This is a genomic window from Winogradskyella pacifica (assembly GCF_013403915.1).
Classification (GTDB): Bacteria; Bacteroidota; Bacteroidia; order Flavobacteriales; family Flavobacteriaceae; genus Winogradskyella; species Winogradskyella pacifica.
The window spans coordinates 96789-120152 of the sequence record NZ_JABFDI010000004.1 but is presented as its reverse complement, the minus strand read 5'-3'; the positions used below and the strand labels follow the sequence as shown (position 1 = coordinate 120152).

The 23364-nt window shown below is 34.5% G+C and carries 16 protein-coding genes; 6 read left to right on the top strand and 10 right to left on the bottom strand.

Translation table 11 applies throughout. The features are described 5' to 3' along the window. Positions 1–114 precede the first annotated feature (114 nt). A complete protein-coding gene (locus HM984_RS05145; RefSeq protein WP_179348379.1) occupies positions 115–1014 on the top strand; it encodes a DnaJ C-terminal domain-containing protein in 900 nt (299 codons plus the stop codon). 2 nt (positions 1015–1016) lie between these two features. Next, entirely contained in the window at positions 1017–1313 is a 297-nt protein-coding gene (locus tag HM984_RS05140) for a chaperone modulator CbpM (RefSeq protein ID WP_115811167.1), read from the top strand. A gap of 6 nt (positions 1314–1319) precedes the next feature. Here the strand turns inward: HM984_RS05140 and HM984_RS05135 are convergent, their stop codons facing one another. The 7 genes from HM984_RS05135 to porU form a co-directional block, all read right to left on the bottom strand. Beyond that, positions 1320–2003, bottom strand: a complete 684-nt coding sequence (locus tag HM984_RS05135; protein ID WP_179348378.1) for an SDR family NAD(P)-dependent oxidoreductase — start codon at positions 2001–2003, stop codon at positions 1320–1322. Next, positions 1996–2973 carry a M28 family metallopeptidase gene (locus HM984_RS05130; protein WP_179348377.1) on the bottom strand — a complete coding sequence of 326 codons (978 nt, stop codon included), beginning with the start codon at positions 2971–2973 and terminating at the stop codon, positions 1996–1998. Before HM984_RS05130 ends, HM984_RS05135 begins: the two co-directional genes overlap by 8 nt. Before the next feature lie 111 nt (positions 2974–3084). Continuing rightward, entirely contained in the window at positions 3085–4710 is a 1626-nt protein-coding gene (locus tag HM984_RS05125) for a pyruvate dehydrogenase complex dihydrolipoamide acetyltransferase (protein WP_179348376.1), read from the bottom strand. 3 nt (positions 4711–4713) lie between these two features. Further along, the gene (pdhA, locus tag HM984_RS05120) at positions 4714–5715 is read right to left on the bottom strand and encodes a pyruvate dehydrogenase (acetyl-transferring) E1 component subunit alpha (protein ID WP_179348375.1); all 1002 of its coding nucleotides are present in this window, start codon (positions 5713–5715) and stop codon (positions 4714–4716) included. Positions 5716–5834: 119 nt separating this feature from the next. Next, positions 5835–6317 (bottom strand): cytidine deaminase, encoded by a 483-nt coding sequence (gene cdd, locus HM984_RS05115; RefSeq protein ID WP_115811178.1) that lies wholly within the window; start codon positions 6315–6317, stop codon positions 5835–5837. Between the two features lie 79 nt (positions 6318–6396). Further along, positions 6397–7632 carry a type IX secretion system outer membrane channel protein PorV gene (gene porV, locus HM984_RS05110; RefSeq protein ID WP_179348374.1) on the bottom strand — a complete coding sequence of 412 codons (1236 nt, stop codon included), beginning with the start codon at positions 7630–7632 and terminating at the stop codon, positions 6397–6399. A 65-nt stretch (positions 7633–7697) separates the two neighbouring features. Beyond that, positions 7698–11558: a type IX secretion system sortase PorU gene (gene porU, locus HM984_RS05105; protein ID WP_179348373.1), complete on the bottom strand. Its 3861-nt coding sequence runs from the start codon at positions 11556–11558 to the stop codon at positions 7698–7700. 322 nt (positions 11559–11880) lie between these two features. On the opposite strand from porU, the gene gldJ reads away from it, so the two are divergent. Further along, positions 11881–13560 carry a gliding motility lipoprotein GldJ gene (gene gldJ, locus HM984_RS05100; protein ID WP_179348372.1) on the top strand — a complete coding sequence of 560 codons (1680 nt, stop codon included), beginning with the start codon at positions 11881–11883 and terminating at the stop codon, positions 13558–13560. A gap of 145 nt (positions 13561–13705) precedes the next feature. Then, positions 13706–14986, top strand: a complete 1281-nt coding sequence (locus tag HM984_RS05095; RefSeq protein WP_179348371.1) for a UDP-N-acetylmuramoyl-tripeptide--D-alanyl-D-alanine ligase — start codon at positions 13706–13708, stop codon at positions 14984–14986. A 96-nt stretch (positions 14987–15082) separates the two neighbouring features. Here the strand turns inward: HM984_RS05095 and HM984_RS05090 are convergent, their stop codons facing one another. Then, entirely contained in the window at positions 15083–15481 is a 399-nt protein-coding gene (locus HM984_RS05090; RefSeq protein WP_115811188.1) for a VOC family protein, read from the bottom strand. A 442-nt stretch (positions 15482–15923) separates the two neighbouring features. Here HM984_RS05090 and HM984_RS05085 point away from each other — a divergent pair, with 442 nt between their 5' ends. Both HM984_RS05085 and HM984_RS05080 read left to right on the top strand, forming a co-directional pair. Further along, positions 15924–18581, top strand: coding sequence for a T9SS type A sorting domain-containing protein (locus HM984_RS05085; RefSeq protein ID WP_179348370.1), 2658 nt, complete (start codon positions 15924–15926; stop codon positions 18579–18581). A gap of 258 nt (positions 18582–18839) precedes the next feature. Then, positions 18840–19955, top strand: coding sequence for a formylglycine-generating enzyme family protein (locus HM984_RS05080; protein WP_179348369.1), 1116 nt, complete (start codon positions 18840–18842; stop codon positions 19953–19955). Positions 19956–20065: 110 nt separating this feature from the next. Here HM984_RS05080 and HM984_RS05075 read toward each other — a convergent pair whose 3' ends face one another. Next, positions 20066–21904, bottom strand: coding sequence for an arylsulfatase (locus tag HM984_RS05075; RefSeq protein WP_179348368.1), 1839 nt, complete (start codon positions 21902–21904; stop codon positions 20066–20068). 59 nt (positions 21905–21963) lie between these two features. Continuing rightward, on the bottom strand, positions 21964–23364 hold the full coding sequence (locus HM984_RS05070) for a sulfatase family protein (protein WP_179348367.1): 1401 nt from the start codon (positions 23362–23364) through the stop codon (positions 21964–21966).

Genomic DNA, 23364 nt, shown 5'->3' with positions numbered 1-23364 from the left:
CCAACACATTTATTACATTGAGATTAGCAGTAAATATCTTGACATTAGCCTAAAAATTCAGTAACTTAGTTAGAGGTTATTTAAGACCCAAAATTATATTCAGAATTTAAAATCATGGCATTTATTGACTATTATAAAATACTTGGGGTAGATAAAAGTGCAACCAAGAGTGACATCAAAAAAGCCTACCGAAAATTGGCGAGAAAACATCATCCCGATTTAAACCCTAATGACAAAGAGGCTGAATTACAATTTAAGAAAGTTAATGAAGCTAACGAAGTATTAAGCAACGACGAAAATCGAAAAAAATACGATAAATACGGTGAAAATTGGCAACATGGAGAAGCTTACGACCAGGCCCAAAAACAACAAGAACAGCAACACCAGTCCCAACAACATTACCAACGTTCATCTGGCTCACAGGATTTCGGAGATGGCGAGTACTCTGATTTTTTCGAATCCATGTTTGGAGGAGGATTTGGAAACCGGCCTGGTAACACTAAATTTAGAGGACAAGATTTTAATGCCCAATTGCAATTAGACCTTAAAGACGTTTATACTTCAGAGAAACGTGTGTTGACCGTTAATGGAAAAAATATACGTTTAACTATACCTGCCGGAATTACTAATGGTCAAATTATAAAAATTAAAGGTAAAGGTGGTGAAGGCAGAAATGGTGGGCCTAATGGTGATTTACTTATTGAATTTAATATCAGTAACACTACTGATTTTAAACGCGATGGCTCAAACCTTTATAAAACCGTAAATCTTGATGTATATAAATCCGTTTTGGGAGGAGATGTTATCATCGAAACATTTGATAGTAAGGTAAAGTTGACTATAAAACCGCTAACCCAAAATGGGACTCAAGTAAAATTGAAGGGTAAAGGCTTTCCCATTTATAAAAAAGAAGGACAATTTGGTGACTTGGTCATTACGTATAATATCGAATTACCAAAAAAACTATCTGACAAGGAAAAAGAACTTTTTGAAGAATTGGCAAAATTACAATAGTTATGCAAAACACACATTTAATACCCATACCAAGTCTATGTACGCATTACCAAATTGAAATGTCCTTTTTTACGGGATTGAATGCGTATGGCCTGATTGAGTTTATTTCGGTAGAAAAGACCTATTGCATCCATCAAGATAAGATTGCAGATGTAGAAAAAATGATTCGATTACACCAAGACCTTCAACTTAACTATGAAGGTATTGATGCTGTATTTAATCTTTTAGAAAAAATTGATTATTTAAAATCTGAATTAATTACGGCTCAGAATAAACTTAAACGGTTTGAAGACGGTTAAACTTTATTAAGGTGTAGAATTAGAAACCTGCAATACTTTTCCGTTATAATATTTATTTCCGGTTAAAGCAAAATCTTGAATATATCTTGCCATTTCTATAGCTGTCGTTGGTGCTTTGTATCCTGGAAATGCTTCTTCCAACATTTCGGTTTGTACGGCGCCCAATGCCAACACGTTAAATTGTGGGCCTGTTTCTTTATATTCTTCCGCTAATAATTCGGTCATAGTAATAACAGCCGCTTTACTAGAACTATAGGCTGATAAGCCTGGAAATTTCATACTCCCTTGAATCCCTCCCATAGAACTAATCGTAACCACATGTCCTCCACTTTTCATAAAAGGAAGAACTGTTCTCGTTAATTCTGAAACACCAAATACGTTGGTTTGGTATACTTTTTCAAAGTCCTTAAATGTTGTTTCTGCAAAAGGTTTATTCAATATCGCACCAGCATTATTGATTAGAACATCCACGTGTTTCCATTCACTTTTAACGAAATCTACGACTTTTTGGTAATCATCTTCATTACATAAATCAAATGCAAATGATGAAATATTATCAAAATGAAGATTAGAGATTGGTTTTGCATTTCGAGATAAAGCTAAAACATTATGACCTTGCTCCGCTAATAAATGAACCAATTCAAAACCTATTCCTCTGCTTGTTCCTGTAATTATTATATTTTTACTCATCGTTTAAAACCACTTCTTTTGTTGGTGCATTCATCATGCCTTCTAAAGCAGGAATCATTTTATTCATAAAATTCGCCATGTGTACATAATCCATTTTATCGGCTTCGTCATACACATGATGATAATAGTCAAAATTTGTAAAGTCGAACGTTGAAATGGCATGCGCAGGCATATTTAATTCTTTAAAGAACGGAAAGTTATCTGATCTCATAAATAAACTCATCTTTTTTGCTCCTTCAAAAAATCCAACAACTTCCTCCCCTGCATATCCATTTAAAGTTTCAGCAAAATTAGAGCGCTCGTAACCGCTCATATAAGCCAATGCTTCGGTTGAAGCTCTCGGCACCCCAATCATTTCAAAATTAATCATTGTGTAAGCATTTATGCCTTCATTTTTTAAACGTTTTGCTAAATGCGCAGAACCTTTTAAACCTTTTTCCTCTGCATCATATAAGGTTATTAAAATACTACGTTTATTGGTTTTTGTTTTGGCAAAATAGGCACCAAATTCCATCGCTGCAATAGTACCAGAAGCATCGTCATTGGCACCATTAGCAATTGAATCTCCTTCTACAACTTTCCCTATTCCTATATGATCGTAATGGCCACCTAGAATTACATATTCATTTTTAAGTTTAGGATCATTGCCTTCCACTACACCCACAATATTATAACCATCTAGATCTTTTACTTTAAATGAATCACGATAGGTTTTAAAATAAGGTTTAATACCATTAGATTTTAGATACTCTTCAATAAACACAGCTGCTTTTTCAAGGCCTTCACTTCCTGTTTCCCTTCCTCCTAACTCGTCAGAAGTTAAATATTCCATACTGGCTTTAATCGCTTCTTGTGAGATAATAGGTTTAGCATTTTCACCATCTTTTCCTGGTCTGCCATCTGGTGCCTTTACATTAAAAGCACATGAGCAAAGTAAAGCGATTGAGATTACTGAAAGTATTTTTTTCATCATTAGATTTTTATTTGTGTTTAAAGATAAAAAAATCCTGATTCGAAATTTATCAAATCAGGATTATATTATATAGATACTCTAAATTGAATTCAGAGTGCTGTAATAAAATTATACAACCATTGTTAATGGGTTTTCAATATAGCCTTTCAAAGTTTGAAGGAATTGCGCACCTGTAGCTCCATCAACCGTTCTATGGTCACAAGCTAAACAAAGTTGCATGGTATTACCAACTACAATTTGTCCGTTTTTAACTACTGGTTTTTCAACAATATTTCCAACAGATAAGATTGCTGAATTAGGCTGATTGATAATTGATGTAAAACTATCGATACCAAACATTCCTAAGTTAGAAATTGTAAACGTACTACCTTCCATTTCATCTAGTCCTAACTTTTTATTTCTAGCTTTACCTGCTAATTCTTTAACAGCTCCACCAATTTGAGTTAAACTTTGCTCGTTTGCAAATTTAACAACTGGTACTAATAAACCGTCTGGCACTGCAACTGCGACACCAATATGAACATGGTTATTTAATTGCATTCTATCATCAAACCACTGTGAATTTACTTGAGGATGCTGCTTTAAAGCTAAAGCACATGCCTTTACAATCATATCGTTGTAAGAAATCTTAGTATCTGGGATAGAATTATATTGCTTTCTAAATGCAATGGCGTTTTCCATATCATACTCCACATTTAAATAATAATGTGGTGCCGTAAATTTAGATTTTGCTAAATTTTTAGCAATCGCTTTACGCATGTTTGAATTTGGTATTTCATCGAAATCTTCTTGACCAGTGGCAACAAATTTACCAACAGAAGCTCCTTGTGCAGCAGGTGTAAAGTTTTCAATATCTTTCTTTACAATTCTACCGTTTTCACCAGAACCTTTAACTTGGTTTAAATCAACACCTTTTTCCTCAGCCATTTTTTTGGCTAATGGAGATACAAAAATACGTCCTGAAGTTGACGTCGAAGTTGAAGCTTTTGGAGCTTCTTTCTTTTCTTCAACTTTTTTAGTTTCAGCTTTTGGTGCTTCTTTTTTAACTTCAGCCTTAGGTGCTTCTTTCTTAGCATCTGCGCCTTCAGTTTTAAAGTTTTTAGCAATCCCAGAAACATCAGTTCCTTTAGGGCCTATTATAGCTAATAATGAATCTACTTTAGCAGACTCACCTTCTTCTAAACCAATATGTAATAAATTCCCAGATTGGAACGATTCAAATTCCATTGTGGCCTTATCTGTTTCAATTTCAGCAAGAATGTCACCTTCTTCTACCTCATCGCCAACTTTCTTTAACCAAGTCGCCACAGTCCCTTCTTCCATGGTATCACTTAAACGCGGCATGGTAACAACAATAACTCCTTCTGGTAATTCTTGTTCTTCACTAGAATCAGAACTTTCAGTTTCAGTTTCTTTTTCCTCCGATTCAGAACTTTCCTTTTCTTCAGAATCGTTTGATGTTGCATCTCCGTTTAAATAACCAGAAATATCTTCACCTTCTTCACCGATAATAGCTAAAAGGGTATCAACTTTAGCAGTTTCACCTTCTTGAATACCAATATGCAATAACGTTCCTTCGTTAAAAGACTCGAACTCCATAGTTGCTTTATCAGTTTCGATTTCAGCCAAAATATCGCCTTCCTCAACTTTGTCACCTACCTTTTTTAACCAAGAGGCAACAGTTCCTTCTTCCATGGTGTCGCTCAAACGCGGCATATTTATTACTTCAGCCATAGTTTACTTAATTTTGTGGTCTATAAATGGGTAATCTTCTTGTTCATATACAACATCGTACATCACATTCTTTTCAGGATATGGAGATTCATCTGCGAATTTCTCACACTCTGCAACGCGCTTCTTAACATCTTTGTCAATCGCTTTTAAATCCGCTTCTGACGCATATTCATTTTCAAGAATGATATCTTTTACTTGTGTAATTGGGTCAATTTTTTTGTACTCAGCAACCTCATCTTTAGTTCTGTAGTGCTGTGCATCAGACATTGAATGCCCTCTATAACGGTATGTTTTCACTTCTAAAAATGAAGGTCCACCACCTTTTCTTGCACGTTGAATAGCTTCATCAAAAGCCTCTGCAACTTTAATAGGATTCATCCCATCTACTGGTCCAGAAGGCATATCGTACCCAAGACCTAGTTTCCAGATATCGGTATGATTTGCTGTACGTGCTACTGAAGTTCCCATGGCATAACCGTTGTTTTCACAAACGAATACAACTGGTAAATTCCAAAGCATAGCTAAGTTAAACGTTTCGTGTAACGAACCTTGTCTTGCAGCACCATCACCAAAACAACAAATAGTTACAGCGTCTTTATCGTGATATTTATCACCAAATGCAATACCAGCTCCTAAAGGAATCTGACCACCAACAATACCGTGACCTCCGTAAAAACGAAATTCTTTAGAGAAAATATGCATAGATCCACCAAGACCCATCGATGTACCTGTTGCTTTCCCAAACAACTCTGCCATAACACGTTTTGGATCTACACCCATACCTATTGGCTGAACGTGATTACGGTATGCTGTAATCATTTTGTCTTTAGTTAAATCCATAGCATGTAAAGCTCCTGCTAATACAGCCTCTTGACCATTATACAGGTGAAGGAATCCTCTAACTTTTTGCTGAATGTAAACTGCGGCTAGTTTGTCTTCAAACTTTCTCCAGAACAACATGTCCTCGTACCACTTTAGGTAAACTTCTTTAGTTATTTTTTGCATTTCTTGATGAGTTCTTTTTAAATAAAATAGAATAACAAAAATAACACATTAGTCAATAATGAAGAAACAGTATATCATAAAAAAAATAAGTTATTACTGAATTTATTGCAATGAAAGCCTTATAAAACTGAACTTTCAAAAAGAAGCGGCAATAAATTAGCTAAAGAATGTGATTTTACAACCTTACCTTCTGCTCCCATGAAGTAAATTTCGATGGGTTGATCTTGTTTTATTTCGTATTCTGCGATGGATTGTCTGCATGCTCCACATGGAGGAATAGGCTTATCCGTAATTTGATTTTGTGAGGAAGCTGTTATTGCCATCTTCAGAATTTTAGCTTTAGGATATTTTGCTCCTGCATAAAATATTGCTGTACGTTCTGCGCACAGTCCCGAAGGGAAACATGCATTTTCTTGGTTACTACCAATAACAACAATACTATTATCTAACAAAATAGCAGCACCTACATTAAATTTTGAATATGGTGCATAGGCATTCTCTCTAGCTTCTATGGCCGTAGTCATTAAATTTTGAATGGCTTTAGGAAGCTCATTTATATCATCATAGACTTGTAATGTGGTTTCTATTTTGACTTCCTTCATAGTTTGCAATTTATTTTAGACAAAAAAACTATTGCTTTAATAAACAATAGTTTTTAATATCTAAATTTAGTTATAAATTTTAATATTCAGTGTATTCACCATCACCAAAATTAAAGGTCAGTGAAAAACGTAATGTATTTTCTAATGGACTCTGAATTTTAGATGCTGAAAATAAATATGATAAATCAACATTTATGGTAGTGTATTTGAAACCTGCTCCAAGTGCAAAAAACTTACGTGCCCCTTTATCATCAGACTCATTAAAATAACCAGTTCTCAATGAAAAATTATCTTGATACGTGTACTCTGCACTTAAGGCCCAAGTAAACTCTCTAAGCTCTTCACTAAAACCACCTGGTGCATCACCAAACGATTGAAACACTCCATTTAAAAAACTAACATCAGGATCTTGACCTTCAATAATTATATTATTTCTAATTGGGTTACCAAACTCTTCACCTTCATCATATTCTCCATTGCCATTCTCATCCTCATAATTGAATTCATCACCATAAATAGGAGGTGTTGGTACTAAATATTTAGAAATCTCACCAGTTATCGCTAGTTTATTATATTGATCAAATATAAAATCGAATCCTGCCCCTAATCTTAAGTTCGTTGGCTGAAACACATCATTACCACCGTCATCATACTTAAATTTTGGTCCTAAATTCTGAATTGCAAAACCTGCTCTCCAACGGCCATTATAATCGTTATAAGCTTCTTCTTCACTTTGATAATACCCTGTAATATCAGCACCAAAGGTACTACCTGGATTAGCTCCTGTATCAACTTCACGAAGTTTCAAAGCAGATCTCATATAACGCAATGCTACTGCCATTGAGAACTGATCGCTTAATCTAAGCGTATAAGCTCCATCTATAGCATACTCATTTGGTTTTACTGCAATACCTTCAGATGTTGCGTCTTGAGTTAATACAATTTCACCTAAAGAAAAATACTTTAGACCTACAGAAAATGCACTAACATCATTAATTCTATTAAAATACGTTACGTAACTTAAAGATATATCATTTACCAATCGTGTTAAATAAGGAGTATAACTTAAACTAACTCCTTGTTTTGTTTCAGAAAACACATATTTAGCCGGATTGTATTGTTGTGAAAACCCATCGACTGATGTTGCAACTCCCATATCTCCCAATGACGCAGATCTAGCATCTGGTGCAATTAACATAAATGGTAAACCTGTAGTGATGACTCTACTATCAAAATTATTTGGTAGAATTACTGTCTGACCATAGGTAGAACCAATTGTTACGAGTGCGATAAGGATTATAAAATGTTTCTTCATGTTCAATTTTTGAAATATTAACACCTATTAGATAGTATTAATTCGTTAGCAAATATAAATTATTATTATAGTATGACAAGTTTTTGAATTTTTTCAACCTGTTTATTTAAACGGTTAGATTTCACTTTTAGTTTATAGACATAGACTCCTTTTCCGATTTTATCACCAAAATCGTCTCTTCCGTCCCATATAATATCTTTAGATAAAGAACTTACCGCTTTGCTTCCACCTGAGGTTTGTCCGTTTAAAGTTCTTACTAATTTACCCGAAACCGTAAATATTTGTACAGATATGTCTAAAGGCTCTACACTATTATGATTGAACCAAAACTCCGTATAACTCACAAATGGGTTTGGGTAGTTTAAAACATTATTAATGACTAATTCTTCATCTTTATCGAAAACAATAAATTGAATTTCGACGGTTGAAGAGTTATTGTAAACATCCCATGCTTTTAAAGTTAAGGTATGTAAACCAGGTTCTAAATCTCTAAATGGATAGGAAACTGCACCATTAGTATAATCATCTACATTTGCTTGGTAATAATTATTTAAAACGATTGGGTTGGTTTCATCTCCGTCAATTATAGCTGTAATATCATGACCAATACCACTTGCTGTATTAATACCATTATCATCTTGAAGCTTTGCTAATAACACTGGAGATTCATTCGTAATACCACCTGATACAAAATTTTCATCATTCATATACAAATTAATGACTGGTCCGATATTATCCTCGGGAGCATTTTCATTAATACCACCAATTTGAATATCAAAATTTGCACCTGCTTGATCCGAAATGGGGTTAGCGGTTTGCGCATAAAAACTCACTTTACCATTACCAACCGGAATTCCGATATCTTTTGGCACAATAAAATCAAATTCAAACAGTCCATTTACAACACTTGCTTGACCTTTGAATATGACTTCGCCTAACGTATTAAAATCCATTATAATAAGATCCCCGCTAGTATCTGTAACCCCATCATTACCTAAGGTTTGACGCTCAATATTTTTATCAAAAACCGTTGCTGTTAGTGTTCCGTTATAATTAGATAATACATTGCCGTTTGTATCTACCACTTCACCTGCTAGTTTTGTATAGCTTAACGCTTTTAGAACATCGATAGGCTGTGTAATTTCTACATCATTTACTTTGGTTAATTTAATATCTGGTTGCGCAAAAGCTAATTTCATAGCAGGATCTCCAATAAAGAACACTAATCGTTTTTGACTAGAACCAGCGATATTATTATCAATTTTTGTTAAACGTAATGCTTCTGCCATTGAGACGTAATCTCTAGAACCAAACGCAAATAAATAGTCATCTAATACATTATTTAAAGATTCACCAACCGTCACAATAATTTGTCGTGTTGTAGTCACTAAAGCCACAGCACCTCCATTTGTATTCCAAAAGGTATATTCACCTGCGGTTTCTCTGTTTGGATCATCGAATTTGGTGTATTCGCAAGTTACGGTGATAAACAAATTATATTTACAAATGTTGTTTATCTCTTGCGAATCTATTTTATCAAAAATTCGTTCTTTAGCAATACCATCTTCACCTCCATGACCAAAATAATTAACTACTAAAGCGCCAACTTCAATAGCATCTTTTATAGCATCATTTACTTTAGGATATCTATTTCCTGCCGCAGAAGATTCTTGTTCAAAGGCATCCGAATGAATTTTTACAACATTTAAAAATGGTTTTTCTTCATCTAGCGTCGTCCCTAAATCATCGGTCGTTTTTTGCAATCTTTGCTCCCAAGCCTCATCAACATCATCAGAAATAAGAAGGACATTATTTCTCCAACTGCCATAAGCTTCTGGTTGGTAATAGGTATTAATTTTATCTACCATCTCTTTAGCACGTTGCACATCTTCTGCTAAAATTCTACCCACCGCAATATCCATTCGGTCAATGGAATTAATCATGCCGCCTTCATTGTCATCTAACATGGCATAAAAATCATCTGAAACGAATGAACTTGTTAAACTAAAACTACTTGTAGTATACCATGATGGTACCAAGTTTGTATTATTGTTTATTCTATTTTTATAATCATAAGAACCGTCACCAAACAAACACAGATATTTTAACCGTTTACTTGGTGTGCTCGCATTGTCATAAACATATTTAATAAAATTACGCAATGCCGCAATATCTTGGCTTCCGGTGCTAAACTCATTATATATCGTTTGTAAATCAACCACCTTTACCTTCAGACTGTATTGGTTTCTATTAATCTCAGCTAAGCGTTCTGCTTGAGTTAAAAATTGAGATGGCGCCAAAATGATATAATCGATATCTTCAAACTCACCCTGATTATTGGTAAAAATTGTGCCTTTTAAGTTTTGATTTGAAACTACGGTCCTAGAATCTACTTTAGGCGAAAACACATCAGAGTTAGAAAAAGCTAAATATGTTCTTTCTTCTCCTGACTGTGCTTTAAAAGACATCGTACTGGCATTATCTGAATTCACTGTAGTACTCACATTAAAACGGTCTGTTATATCCCAGATTTCTCTAATATTGTTTGTGTTTGCAATATTATATTGTGCAATTCCTGGTGTAGTGATAACATCTTTATTTTTAAAAACGAACTGATCACCTTCATATCTCAAACTACGCGTGGCTTCTATATTAATATAATCTAGAAATGCATTTGCAGATGGGTTACCACTATTATTATAGTCAAAAGTTACCGTAATAACATCCGAAGCAATATTTTGGGATTGATTGTAGGCCGCAGCAGTTCCTAAAACTGAGCCTGGCGTTATAGCTGAAAGTCCTAAAGTTGTAACCTCATTACCATTGATTGTAACTTTCATAGTTGTAGGCACTTCGGAAACAGATCCGACAGCAATACGAAAGTCTACAGGAACAGTTGTTAGTAAATTTGGGAATTCAAACTCGTAAGAACGCTGATTTTCAATATCAAAATCATCACCAAACCAACGTCTACCTAACTTTGCAAGGTTATACTCATCAACTTCATAAAACTGGTAATCTTGAAACGTATCAATTTCAATATTAGCGGCAGCATTAATCGTAGGCATACTTTGAATACGCTTACCATTACCAGAACTAACATTAACATAGTAATAGGTCTTATCTGTGTATAAGTTTAAATTTGTTTCACTTTCTTCGCTATAGGTTTTAGGACCTTCTCCATAAAAAAGTATATAATCGGCATTATCAAAACGACCGTCTTCCTCACCTACAAACTTCACGGCATTCTCTACAACATCAAAAGGATAATTTTCAGAATTTTCTAATGGCAGCATTCGTCCTCCATTACCATAAATCTTTATGGTTCTTGGGTCAACAGAATTTGTATTCACCCCTAAACCGCCCAAAAAACTCTTAGATAATTTAAAGACACCTGAGTCTTCTATATAAAATCGAAACCATTGTCCGGAACTTAAAACTGAATTTGTAATGGCATTTACCCCCATTGTACCCGTCGCAGAACGACTAGAAAGCACATTATAATTTACCGTAAATGCTGTTATTTTCTTATAGATCCCTTTATCGTTAATAATAGGAGTTAGTTCAAAATAATCACTATACTTTCCTCTAGCATTAGTCGTATGCATCTTATACCTCGGAGACACAGGAATAAGCTTTGGATTTAAATCTTTCAATTCGTTAAACGACATTGTCTCATATACAATATTGGTAACAGCAACTGAATTTTGGTCAATTTGACCCCCGTTACTTTCCCATTGGTCAAAAAAGATTAAACCAGTATCGTCATTATAATTAAAATGATTCTCATCAAAAGCAGGGACTTCAATTTTACTATAACTAGTTTCTAAAACTTTATAGCCATCCCAGTTTATATTAAATTGCTTTTGCTGCCCAAAACAAAGCACAGTAAATAAGAGAAGAGAGATTAAATAGCAGTTTTTCATTTATTCATTTTCGTTTTTCGTCTCAAATAGAATTATTAAGATAAGTCTGATATAACACATCCTATATTTCACAATAAAATAACGACTTATACGAGACGTTATTATGACTACAGCATTTTTATTTCAAAAATACAACAATAAATCATTTCTAGGCTCGTTATTAAAGGGCAAAATACATCGATAAATTGAAAAAAATCCGTTGTTATGTTCAAAAAAAAGGATGAAATGCATCATTTTTTAAATTTAGACACAAAAAAAAGTTGTCGGTTTACCTTTAATTGTTATATTGCGACTCTAAAATTAAACGAGCTTACTTAAACGTATGGATATGAAACATGTCTCAAACCTAAAATTTTTAATAGCAGCAACGCTTTGCGCCACAATTGTGAGTTGTAATCGTTCTTCTAATTCTGGCAACGTAGATAGTGCCACAGGCTGGAAAATCAACGATAAACAAGGTGGTTTTCAGTACAACACACAATTCAAAGAGCAGGAAACTCCTCCAGGAACTGCTTTTGTTGAAGGTGGAACCTTTACAATGGGTAAAGTAGCAGATGACCCAATGCACGATTGGAATAACACTCCAACACAACAGCATATACAGTCATTTTATATGGATGAAACAGAAGTTACGAATGTAAACTACTTGTTTTATTTAGATTATTTAAAAAATGTATACCCACCAGACGACCCTAACTATGCTTTAATATATAAAGGAGCACTTCCTGATACATTAGTATGGAGAAATCGTTTAGGATATAACGAAATGATGACCGAAAACTATTTGCGTCACCCAGGTTATGCAAACTACCCTGTAGTTGGTGTGAGTTGGATCCAAGCTGTAGAATATGCTAATTGGAGAACTGACCGTGTTGCAGAATTGTCTTTACAAGAAGCAGGATACATCAAAAGAGATGCACAATACACAGACGTAAGCGCAGAAAGCACATTTAGTACAGATACATATATCAATGCACCATCACAAACATATGGTGGTAATGCTGAAGTATTAGAAGGCGGACAACGTAGACAGCAAACAGATGCCGATGGTAACCCTATCAATATTTATGCTAATAGAGAATCTGGATTAATTCCTGTAAAATACAGACTTCCTACCGAAGCTGAATGGGAATATGCTGCTTTAGGCATGAGTGAATTACGTCAATATAACGTATATAGAGGTCGTAAAAAATACCCATGGGATGGTCAGTATACTAGATCTGGAAAACGTGTAAATCGTGGAGATCAATTGGCTAACTTTAAGCAAGGTAAAGGTGATTATGGTGGAATCGCAGGTTGGTCTGACGATGGTGCTGATATTACTGCAGAAGTTAAAACATACGAACCAAATGATTACGGTTTATATGATATGGCTGGTAATGTTGCTGAGTGGGTAGCTGATGTTTACAGACCTATTGTAGATGATGAATTTAATGATTTTAACTACTATAGAGGAAACGTTTATTCTAAAAATGCAATTAACGAAGATGGTACAGTAAAAATTGTAACTGTTGATGAAATTGTATATGATACATTAAGCAACGGTAAAATTATCGCTAGAGATTTACCTGGTGAAATTGCTAGAGTGCCAATTGATGAGGACGAAACGTATTTAAGAACTAACTTTAGTCAAAGTGATAACAGAAACTTTAGAGATGGTGATAAGCGTTCTTCACGTTATTACAGAGAAAGTTTTGACGAAACTGAAGGCGACAAGAGTGCAACTAGTAAGATGTACAATTCTCCTAAACATTCAGTTCAAATTGATACTTTAGAAGGGACTATGGTTAGAGAATATGACCAGTCTAATAGCAGAACATCATTAATTAACGATGAAGTGAGAGTTTATAAAGGTGGTTCTTGGAGAGATAGAGCGTACTGGATTGACCCAGCTCAACGTCGCTATTTCCCACAAGATATGGCAACAGACTATATTGGTTTTAGATGTGCTGTTTCTAGAGTTGGATCTAAAAGTGAAGACGGAGGAAAAAGACGAAATTAAGAAGCTTTAAATATTTTTTTAAAAAGTCCTGATAAATATATCAGGACTTTTTATTTTTAAACCTATTAAAGAAACGTGTTTAAATAACAAGCATTCTTATACGTAATCGCTATAAACACACGTAAAAGCTTAAGAATAATAACTTATGGAAATCGATATTATATATCAAAAGTTTAAGACCTGCTCTACCATCTCAACAGATACCAGAAAACTTCAACAAGACTGCCTATATTTTGCTTTGAAAGGTGATAATTTTGATGGTAATAAATTTGTCGACCAAGCATTTGCTGGTGGTGCCAAGTACTGTATTGTAGATGATGTTGATGCCTTAAAAAGTGACAACTGTATATTGGTAGACGACGTATTGACTACCCTACAAGAGCTTGCTAGACATCATAGAGAAGTCATTAATATTCCTATCATAGCATTAACAGGCAGTAATGGTAAAACAACCACTAAAGAGCTTATTTATACCGTACTCAACACAACATACAATGTAAAAGCTACCATTGGAAACTTAAATAACCATATCGGTGTACCACTAACCTTATTACGTTTTTCTGAAGACATGGATTTCGGAATTGTTGAAATGGGAGCCAATCATCAAAAAGAAATCGCTTTTTTATGTGGGATAGCCCTACCCGATTACGGTTTAATTACTAACTTCGGTAAAGCGCATCTTGAAGGATTTGGCAGTATTGAAGGAGTTATTAAAGCAAAATCAGAATTGTATGATTATATAAAACTGAATCAGAAAACAGCATTTATTAATGAGGACGATGAGAAACAGGTAAAACAAATCGGAGATTACTCTAAGATTATCACTTTTGGTAATAGCTTAGAAAATGACTGTACACTTACTTTTGAAAGTGCCAACCCCAACGTAACCTTATTACATGATGGCTCTAAAATTGAAAGTCAACTTATAGGCGATTACAATTACGGAAATATAGCAGTAGCTGTTACCATTGGTAAGCATTTTAATGTTACTACAGAAAACATAAAAAAAGCTATTGAAGGTTATCAACCCGACAATAACCGCTCTGAAATTATTAAAAAAGGAACTACCAAAATCATTTTAGATGCGTACAACGCTAACCCTACAAGTATGTTAGCTGCTCTTAAAAACCTAAAGCAATTAGATGCAGACAAGAAGTATCTCTTTCTTGGAGATATGTTTGAATTAGGTGCAGACGCTGATAAAGAACATCAGTCTATAGTCAATTTTATAGAGGATAATTTTAAAACTAATACCGTCCTAATAGGCAAAAACTTTTACAAAACTAAAACTAAAGGCGCAACAGTTAGGTTTCCTAGCTTTGAAGACTTAAAACCGACTTTAAAAGACCTTAACCTTAATAACACTACGGTATTAATTAAAGGCTCTCGTGGGATGGCTTTAGAACGGATTTTAGAATACTTATAACGTTAGGTGTTGAATACAAAACCATACCTCACTAAATAACCCTTTTGAAAACGATTTCAAAAGGGTTATTTGTTAATTCTGCTTCATCAAAAATTCTTATTGATTATGATTTACCATCCAACCAATTCCGAATTTATCTGTACAGCGGCCAAAATAACCCCATTCCCTTTCGCGGTAATTATGATGTACTTGTCCTCCTTTGGATAAGGCGTCAAAAAGCCGTTTTCCTTCAGCATTATCAGATGCTTCAATACTCATTTGGCATTGATTTCCGCTATTGAGCGGTGTGTCGGGAGAGGCATCATAAGCCATAAAATAAACATTCTTCCCTTTTAACTCAGCATGCTGTAGTTTATCTCTGTAAGAAGATGGAACATCTATTTTTTTGTCTTCATAAGTTTGACGGTTAATAATATCAGCATCAAATAATTCACTATAAAATTTTAATGCTTCTTGGCAATTTCCTTTAAACGATAAATATGCTTGTACTTTCATGTTTTTAGATTTTTAAATTTAACAAAAATGTGAATTTCAATTTATCTAAATTCATCATAACCCCTTAGCTGATTTCATAGTTTTTATTGCTCAATCCCTTTAAAAAAAAAAAGAATTAAAAGCTTCGTTACTAACACATATTATTTAAGACTTATACCATCAATACAATTAATTTAAATACTCCTACAACTCCAAAGACAAATAATTAATGTGGTACTGACTTCATAACTATTAAAATTAGCTTCTATTTTAAAAATTATACCGTCCTACAAAACAACACTATAGAAACAGCAGCTATTAAAATTCCTACAGCACACAAGGCATATCTACCTCTCTATTACACGATAGCAACAAGAAATGAGTATAAATTTGGGTGAATTAAGCAAAGCTAAGTCGGGATATTCACTTATTTTTGACAAATAATTATAAAGCCCCTAAACCTATGAACAAACAACTACAATTTATTATGCTTTTAGCTGTAATCAGCTTAAGCAACTTTCAACTAAACGCACAAGTTGATGGAACTTTTACCAATAATGCTGGAGCTGGAGATAGCTTATGGTCTACAGCAGCTAACTGGACAGGTGGTATAATAGCTGATGCAACTGGTACTGCAACCCTAGAAGCTAGTGTAGATGTTGATACCGATACAACTGTTGGAAATTTGATAATAAATACTGCTATAACAATTAGTAGTGCTTCAAATTCTACTTTAACCCTTACTACACCAAATGCTAATGATGTATTATATAATACAAGTGGCAGTGGCACTGTTACTATTGATTGTGATATAGCTATGAGTTCTGGAAGACTTCATAATGCTCCTGGCTCTAAAACTGTTTTTGCAGTTAACAATACGATTAGCTCAACAAGTGCTCCTCTAGTTTTTCTAAATGACTCTTCAAATGCTTTCGAAATTAATGGATTGTTAGAGGCAGAACAACTTATTAATATTGTAAATACAAATGGTATTGATAATGGAGGAGTAACTTTTGGTGCTACTTCAGATTTATCAAACCTTACAGCAGGATTTAAAACTAGAAATAATGCAATTGTTTTTAATAGTACTAGTCTAATTAGTAGCACAAACGAAATAGAATTAGAAGGTACTGCTTCTGTTACCTTTAACGTAGCAGATAAATTTGAAGGTAGTATTAATAGAGATTCTCAAGCGAATGGTACTGTTACCATTACATTTAACCAAAGTCAAAGCAACATGGGAACCTTACAAGTAAATGATGATGCTTTAGACTTAGTCTTTGCTGATGGTGTGACGCTTGTGCAATTTTCTTCATATACTACTTCGTCTCCGGAGGGCGTAGTAGACTTACAAAATTACACATCTGGTGTTCTTAGAATAGGTGATACAAATACTCCATCAAGTATTTCTCAAACCCTATTAAACACTTGGCTTATTGATGGGGTAGAACCTGCAGATGGCAGTATCTATCAAGATGCATCTGGTTATATAAATAAACTAATTTACATTTCAACGACAGGTCAGGATATTAATTGGGAAGACGGCAGTTCTTGGATAGAAGGAAATGTTCCTGGACCTACTGATAGTGTCGTGATTTATGGTAAATTAAATATAAATTCAGATGTTACCGTAAACAATTTTACAATTATTAACGAAGATAATGTAGCAGAATCCGTAACAGTTAAACCAGGTCACTCTATTACTATAAACGGAGATGCTATTACAAGACATAATCTCTACGCAGAGTCTACATCCACTAGTTTTGGTAGTTTAATTCTAAATGGAAATGTAAGTCAGAACATTGGTTATAGTAGGTTTATTAACGCAACTCCAGGAAACGACTTAATAGCTTCTCCTACACCTGAAGTTTTTTCAGATATTGAAGCAGGCCTTCTTGCAAATCCTGCTGTTCCAACACAAAGAGCGTTTGGTCCATTTAATAATGAAAGTGGTTTATATGAAAACTGGGATACTGTAAGTAATGGTAGTGACAATATAGTTCTTGGAAAAGGTTATAGGGCAGCAACGACTTCTGGAAGTACTATTGAATTTAAAGGAGAACCAGCCTCTCCAATAGCAGATATTACTATTGATATAACACATGGTGCTGACCCTACGTATGGTGCATGGAACTTAATAGGAAATCCTTATCCTTCATATTTAGATTTCACTACATTTTTTAATCTTAATAAAATGCAATTTGACACTGGTGCTTTTCAAGCCCTATATGGTTATAATGGTGCAGCTAGTGGAGATAAATGGGAAGCATACAATCTACTTAACCTTCCTCCTGATGGTAAAATTACACCTGGTCAAGGTTTCTTTGTGAAAACTATAGCATCAACAACAGGTACTGTAACGTTCACACCGGCTATGAGAACTATTGGTTCTTCTGATGATTTTATAGTAGGACGCTCAGCTAATAATCTAAACATCGCTTTAGCAAAATTGCATTTAAGTAATTCTTCTGACACCTATTCTACCGACATCTATTTTGTAGACAACCAAACTCGTGGTTTAGACCCAGGTTACGATGCAGGTGCTTATCTTGGTGCATCTAATGGCATCTTCACAAATCTTGTAGAAAACAATACAGGAATTGATATGGCTATTCAAGCTTTACCATACAACGATTTTAACGATGTAGTTGTTCCACTTGGTATTAAAGGAGAAGCAGGTATACAATTAACTATTGGCTTAGATACGGAAACGGTTTCTTTACCTTCTAATATTAATGTATATCTTGAAGATAATGTTACCAATACATGGACTATACTAAATACTGGTGATTATGTATTTACACCAGCTAGTACATTAAATGGAACAGGTCGTTTCTATGTGCATTTTTCTTCTTCAACATTATCTACAGAAGACAACTTGTTAAATGGTTTAAATATCTATTCAGAACAAGCCACAAAAACAGTCGTAGTTAAAGGGCAATTAAACTCAGATACGACAGCTGCTATTTACGATGTACAAGGACGATTGATAGTACAAAACGCATTAAATACGTCTAACACAACAAATACTATAAATGTGAATGCTTTAAAAGCAGGAATTTATATTGTTGAATTAAAAAGTAATACACAAAATAGAACTCAAAAGATTATCATAAAATAAAATGTATAATTGATGTCTTAATTTTTTAAATATAGACATTACCCTAAATTGATTAATAGCAGAAAAACCGTGATATTTTTTTTAAATATTGCGGTTTTTTTAATCGTAAAAATTAACAAAAAACACTTGCAATAGTATGACTCAAAATTAGTTTATTTACAAATGAAATATTAATTGATTTATTCAACAACGACTCAATTATTACGTTAATACCATAAAAACACCATTCTGAATAATTATCTTTAAAACAAAAAACATATGTATTATCAAAACATAGCAAAACAGTTCACTTATTTTTCACTTATTTTATTACTTGGCTCAACAGTTTATAGCTGTAAAAACGTAGAAGACAAAAAATCACCAGAACCCAAAGCTGAAACTAAAGCGGAACCAACTTCAAAAGTCGGCACACCTGAAGGTATGGTTTGGGTAGAGAAGAAAACCTTTCTACAAGGGGCTAAAGACACCGACAATTATGCCATGCCAAGAGAAAAGCCTGCACATTGGGTTACTGTTGATGGTTTTTTTATGGATATCACAGAAGTTACTAATAAGCAGTTTAAGGCCTTTGTGGAAGCTACAAACTATATAACTATAGCAGAACGCGAGATTGACTGGGATGAGATGAAAAAAGAATTACCTCCAAACACACCAAAACCTCATGATTCTATTTTACAGCCCGGAAGTTTAATTTTTAACAAAGATGTGAATGCTGTTGTAAATATGGAGAACTACGGTCAATGGTGGACTTGGAAAACTGGAGCTGATTGGAAACATCCTGATGGTCCGGAAACTACTATTGAAGGTAAAGATGATTACCCGGTAGTACATGTGGCTTACCAAGATGCTTTAGCCTATTGCGAATGGGCAAATAGACGTCTACCAACCGAAGCAGAATGGGAATCTGCTGCGCAAGGAAAAAACACAAACACGATATTTACTTGGGGAAATGATGCTGCAAAATTAGATGCGAATGCTAATACTTGGCAAGGTGTATTTCCTACGAGTAATGATTCTGAAGACGGGTTTGAATTTATTTCTCCTGTAAAATCATATCCTTCAAATAGTATTGGGTTATTCGACATGGCTGGAAATGTATGGGAAATTACTAGTGATTTCTTTAGTGTAAAATATTACAGTGAATTAGACACGTCTAAGCCGATTGTAAATCCTAAAGGAGCAGCTACACATTTTAATCCTAATAATCCGTACCAAGTAGAACACGTGATGAAAGGTGGGTCTTTTTTGTGCCATGCCTCTTACTGTGCTAGTTTTAGAATATCGGCTAAAATGGGTGTTTCTGTAGATTCTGGGTCCGATCATATGGGCTTTAGAACAGTAGCAACACCAGATATGTTAACTTCTAAAGAATAATACATACCGTTCACATATAGCACTAAAAAAAGGGAAAGTTAGCTTTCCCTTTTTTTATTCTATAAAATGAATTCCAACGCTTATTCTGTGAAGCGCAATCTATTGAAAGATTAATCTATCATAGAGAATTCTTTTGATACTCTAGTTACTTTAATATAAAATGCGCCCCAGTCTTCACCTTTGTCTGTTGTAAACCAAGCACTCATATCGGTTTCTCCTTCCGTAAAATTACCTGTAAAGCTTATCACTTTAGCCTCTTTTTCTACAGCCTTAGTTTGTTCCCAAGCTCCAATTTTTACACCACCAGATTTAAAGTTCATCGTTCTACCTTCTGCAATAGCTTCTGTAGAAATGGTGCCTTCTTTTCCTGCTACAGCGGCATTAATAGCTAAATTAGATTCAAAAGGCCATCTGCTTAATTCAATAGTATAGGTCCCAGACTGTTCAAATGCTACGGTAAATTCACCTCCAACAGGATTCTTTTGTGCTTCTCTAATATAATTCTGATTCCATGGAATTTTAGAATCGTGCACATGGGTATCATGACAAGTTAATTCAATTGGGTTTTGCTGATCTGATCCTAAAACAATAATTGGAAACTGGTTAAATTCTGTAGAAACAGAACTCCACCATTCGTTATAATAGCCTCGCATTTGTTCTACTTTTTCAGGAAACTGAGCTGCTAAGTCATTCTCTTGACCTGGATCTTTAGAAATATCATATAATTCTTTACCGTTAACCAATCGCATTTTGTCTGACATCACGGCACTTTTTCTCCATTTTATTGGGCTTTGTACACGTTGCGAATCTGTAATTAAATAATCTCTACCAATCGTAGTTTCGGTACCTAAAATTAATGAAGAAATATCTGAACCATCCATTTCCTTTTGTCCTTCAGGTAATTCTAAATTACACAAAGTTGCTAAAGTTGGTAAAATATCTAAATGCGCTGTTAAATCCGTTATATCTCTTCCGCCTTCAATATTCTTTGCTGGATACGATATAAAAAATGGCACACGGTGTCCACCTTCATATTCACTGTTTTTTGTGCCTTTCATTCCTGCATTAAAACCGTATAATTGACCACCAACTGTTTTATAACCTGAAGCCGTTCCGTTATCTGTCATAAAAATAACGATGGTATTATCGGCTATATTTAAATCTTCCAATTTCTTTTGAAGCTTCGCAAAGTTGTCATCAACATTGGTAATCATTCCGTAAAATATCTTTTGAAATTCTGGAATATCTAAGTCTTTGTATTTATTATAATAAGCTTCTGGCACATTAAATGGAAGGTGTGGCGCATTCGCAGAAATATAAGCGAAGAACGGTTCATCTTTCTTGTCTTCAATATATTTTATCGCCTCATCAAACCAAACATCGGTACAATAACCTTCAAATTTTGTTGGTACTCCATTTTTAAAATAGGTATCATCAAAATAATCATTATCCCAATAATCTGGTGTCTGACCAACTCCACCTCCACCATGTGTAATGGTATATTTAAAACCTTTATCTTGTGGTCTAGAAGGATAGGTATCTCCCAAATGCCATTTACCAAACATTGCGGTTTCATACCCATTTTCTTGAAACACATCTGCCATAGTAACTTCATCTGCTCTTAAAATTGAAACACCACCAATCGTATGCCAAACCCCAACTCTGTTAGCGTATCTTCCGGTCATTAAACCCGATCTTGAAGGTGCACAGGTTGGTCCCACATGAAAATCTGTTAAACGCACCGATTCATCATGAAATTTATCTAAAGCTGGCGTTTTAACCAAGGTATTCCCATGAGCACCAAGATCTCCATAACCTTGATCGTCTGTAATAATTACAATGACATTGGGCTGTTTTGATTTTTTAGTGGTTACTGTTTTTGTGGATTGAGACGTACATGAAAACGTAAGTCCCATAAGGGCTATTAATGCTATTACTTTTTTATTCATTTCAATACTGTTTTTTGAAAGTATAGGGTGTTATTAAATTATTTTTAAGCGATATTTAGTTATTCCGGAAGTTCTTTTTTCCAATCGTACCAAAGCCTTTTAAGCTCACTTACAACTTCCTCATTATGCGCTGCTAGGTTGATTTTTTCAAAAGGATCTTTAGAAATATTATAGAGTTCGTCTCTCTTCATTTTTTCATTAAATAATAGTTTCCAATCTCCTTTTCTAACGGCGCCTTGCGCCCAGTGATTCGTGTTTTCTCTAGGAAAACGCCATTCCCAAAATAAGGGTTTTGTTCTTTTAAAGCTATTATTTTCTAAAATTGAACTGATATTTTCTCCATCAATAGCATAATCATTTGGCAATTCTATTTCTGCTAAATTGGCAAAGGTTGGTAATAAATCTACTGTAGATAATACACTAGTTGAATCTACCTTATTTTCTTTAACATGATTTTTCCATTTTACAATAAAAGGCACCACGACTCCTCCTTGAAGGATATCCACTTTTCGTCCTTTTAAGCCTGCGGTTGAACCCGCTTCTTTGGAAGGTCCCCATCCTGCAGGACCATTATCACTAGAAAACACAATTAAGGTGTTGTCATCTAATCCCATTTCTGATATGGATTCTAATAAACGTCCAACATGAAAATCGGCATCCTTTAAAACCGCATAATAGGTTTCTTTACTTGGTGATAAGCCTTTAAACGGTTCGCGTTGCGCTTCTGAAGGCCATAACGGTGTATGCGGATCTTTTAACCAAAGGTTGACAAACATTGGTTGTTTGCCTTTATTTTCCTTTATAAAATTAATCGTTTCATCTACAGCAATTCTACTCGAACTTTGTACCCATAAGGTATCAGAATCCATAAATCGTGTAGTTGGCCATTTTTGATCTGCTTTCCAAGTTGGTCCATTGCCGTTCCAAACTCTAGCTTCATCGTAGCCGTAAACTTTAGGCTCTGGAGCTGAAGGATCGCCATGAGGTTTGCCTCCGCCTCCTAAATGCCATTTCCCAAAATGCGCTGTTTTGTAACCTGCTTTTTGTAGGGTCTGAGGAAGATAAACCGGCAAGGAATCATTTAAATAATTAGGCATATTACGTTTGGCATTCTCTTCATTTCCTGCGAAATGCCCATGAACGCTATGTTTTGCTGGAAAATGACCTGTTAAAACCGAAGACCTGCTTGGTGAACAAACTCCACTTGTTACATGAAACTGTGTAAATCGTGTGCCTTCAGCAGCCATTTTATCTATGTTTGGTGTCACTACTTCTGTATTTCCATACACGCCTAAGTCACCATAACCCCAATCATCTGCGAAAATAAAAATGATGTTTGGTCTTGAATCTTCTGTTTCAGCAACAGCTCCATTATCAGCTATGGTTTTCGTCTTAGTATTATTACAAGAATACATTGCAATAGCAACCCATAAAAGTGTGATATGTTTTAAATAACGCAT

Coding starts and splice junctions, on each gene's coding strand:
- HM984_RS05140 (WP_115811167.1), top strand. CDS start 1,017: ATGCAAAACACACATTTAATACCCATACCAAGTCTATGTACGCATTAC.
- porV (WP_179348374.1), bottom strand. CDS start 7,632: ATGAAGAAACATTTTATAATCCTTATCGCACTCGTAACAATTGGTTCT.
- HM984_RS05090 (WP_115811188.1), bottom strand. CDS start 15,481: ATGAAAGTACAAGCATATTTATCGTTTAAAGGAAATTGCCAAGAAGCA.
- porU (WP_179348373.1), bottom strand. CDS start 11,558: ATGAAAAACTGCTATTTAATCTCTCTTCTCTTATTTACTGTGCTTTGT.
- HM984_RS05070 (WP_179348367.1), bottom strand. CDS start 23,364: ATGCGTTATTTAAAACATATCACACTTTTATGGGTTGCTATTGCAATG.
- HM984_RS05085 (WP_179348370.1), top strand. CDS start 15,924: ATGAACAAACAACTACAATTTATTATGCTTTTAGCTGTAATCAGCTTA.
- HM984_RS05080 (WP_179348369.1), top strand. CDS start 18,840: ATGTATTATCAAAACATAGCAAAACAGTTCACTTATTTTTCACTTATT.
- HM984_RS05075 (WP_179348368.1), bottom strand. CDS start 21,904: ATGAATAAAAAAGTAATAGCATTAATAGCCCTTATGGGACTTACGTTT.
- HM984_RS05145 (WP_179348379.1), top strand. CDS start 115: ATGGCATTTATTGACTATTATAAAATACTTGGGGTAGATAAAAGTGCA.
- HM984_RS05135 (WP_179348378.1), bottom strand. CDS start 2,003: ATGAGTAAAAATATAATAATTACAGGAACAAGCAGAGGAATAGGTTTT.
- pdhA (WP_179348375.1), bottom strand. CDS start 5,715: ATGCAAAAAATAACTAAAGAAGTTTACCTAAAGTGGTACGAGGACATG.
- gldJ (WP_179348372.1), top strand. CDS start 11,881: ATGGATATGAAACATGTCTCAAACCTAAAATTTTTAATAGCAGCAACG.
- HM984_RS05125 (WP_179348376.1), bottom strand. CDS start 4,710: ATGGCTGAAGTAATAAATATGCCGCGTTTGAGCGACACCATGGAAGAA.
- HM984_RS05130 (WP_179348377.1), bottom strand. CDS start 2,973: ATGAAAAAAATACTTTCAGTAATCTCAATCGCTTTACTTTGCTCATGT.
- cdd (WP_115811178.1), bottom strand. CDS start 6,317: ATGAAGGAAGTCAAAATAGAAACCACATTACAAGTCTATGATGATATA.
- HM984_RS05095 (WP_179348371.1), top strand. CDS start 13,706: ATGGAAATCGATATTATATATCAAAAGTTTAAGACCTGCTCTACCATC.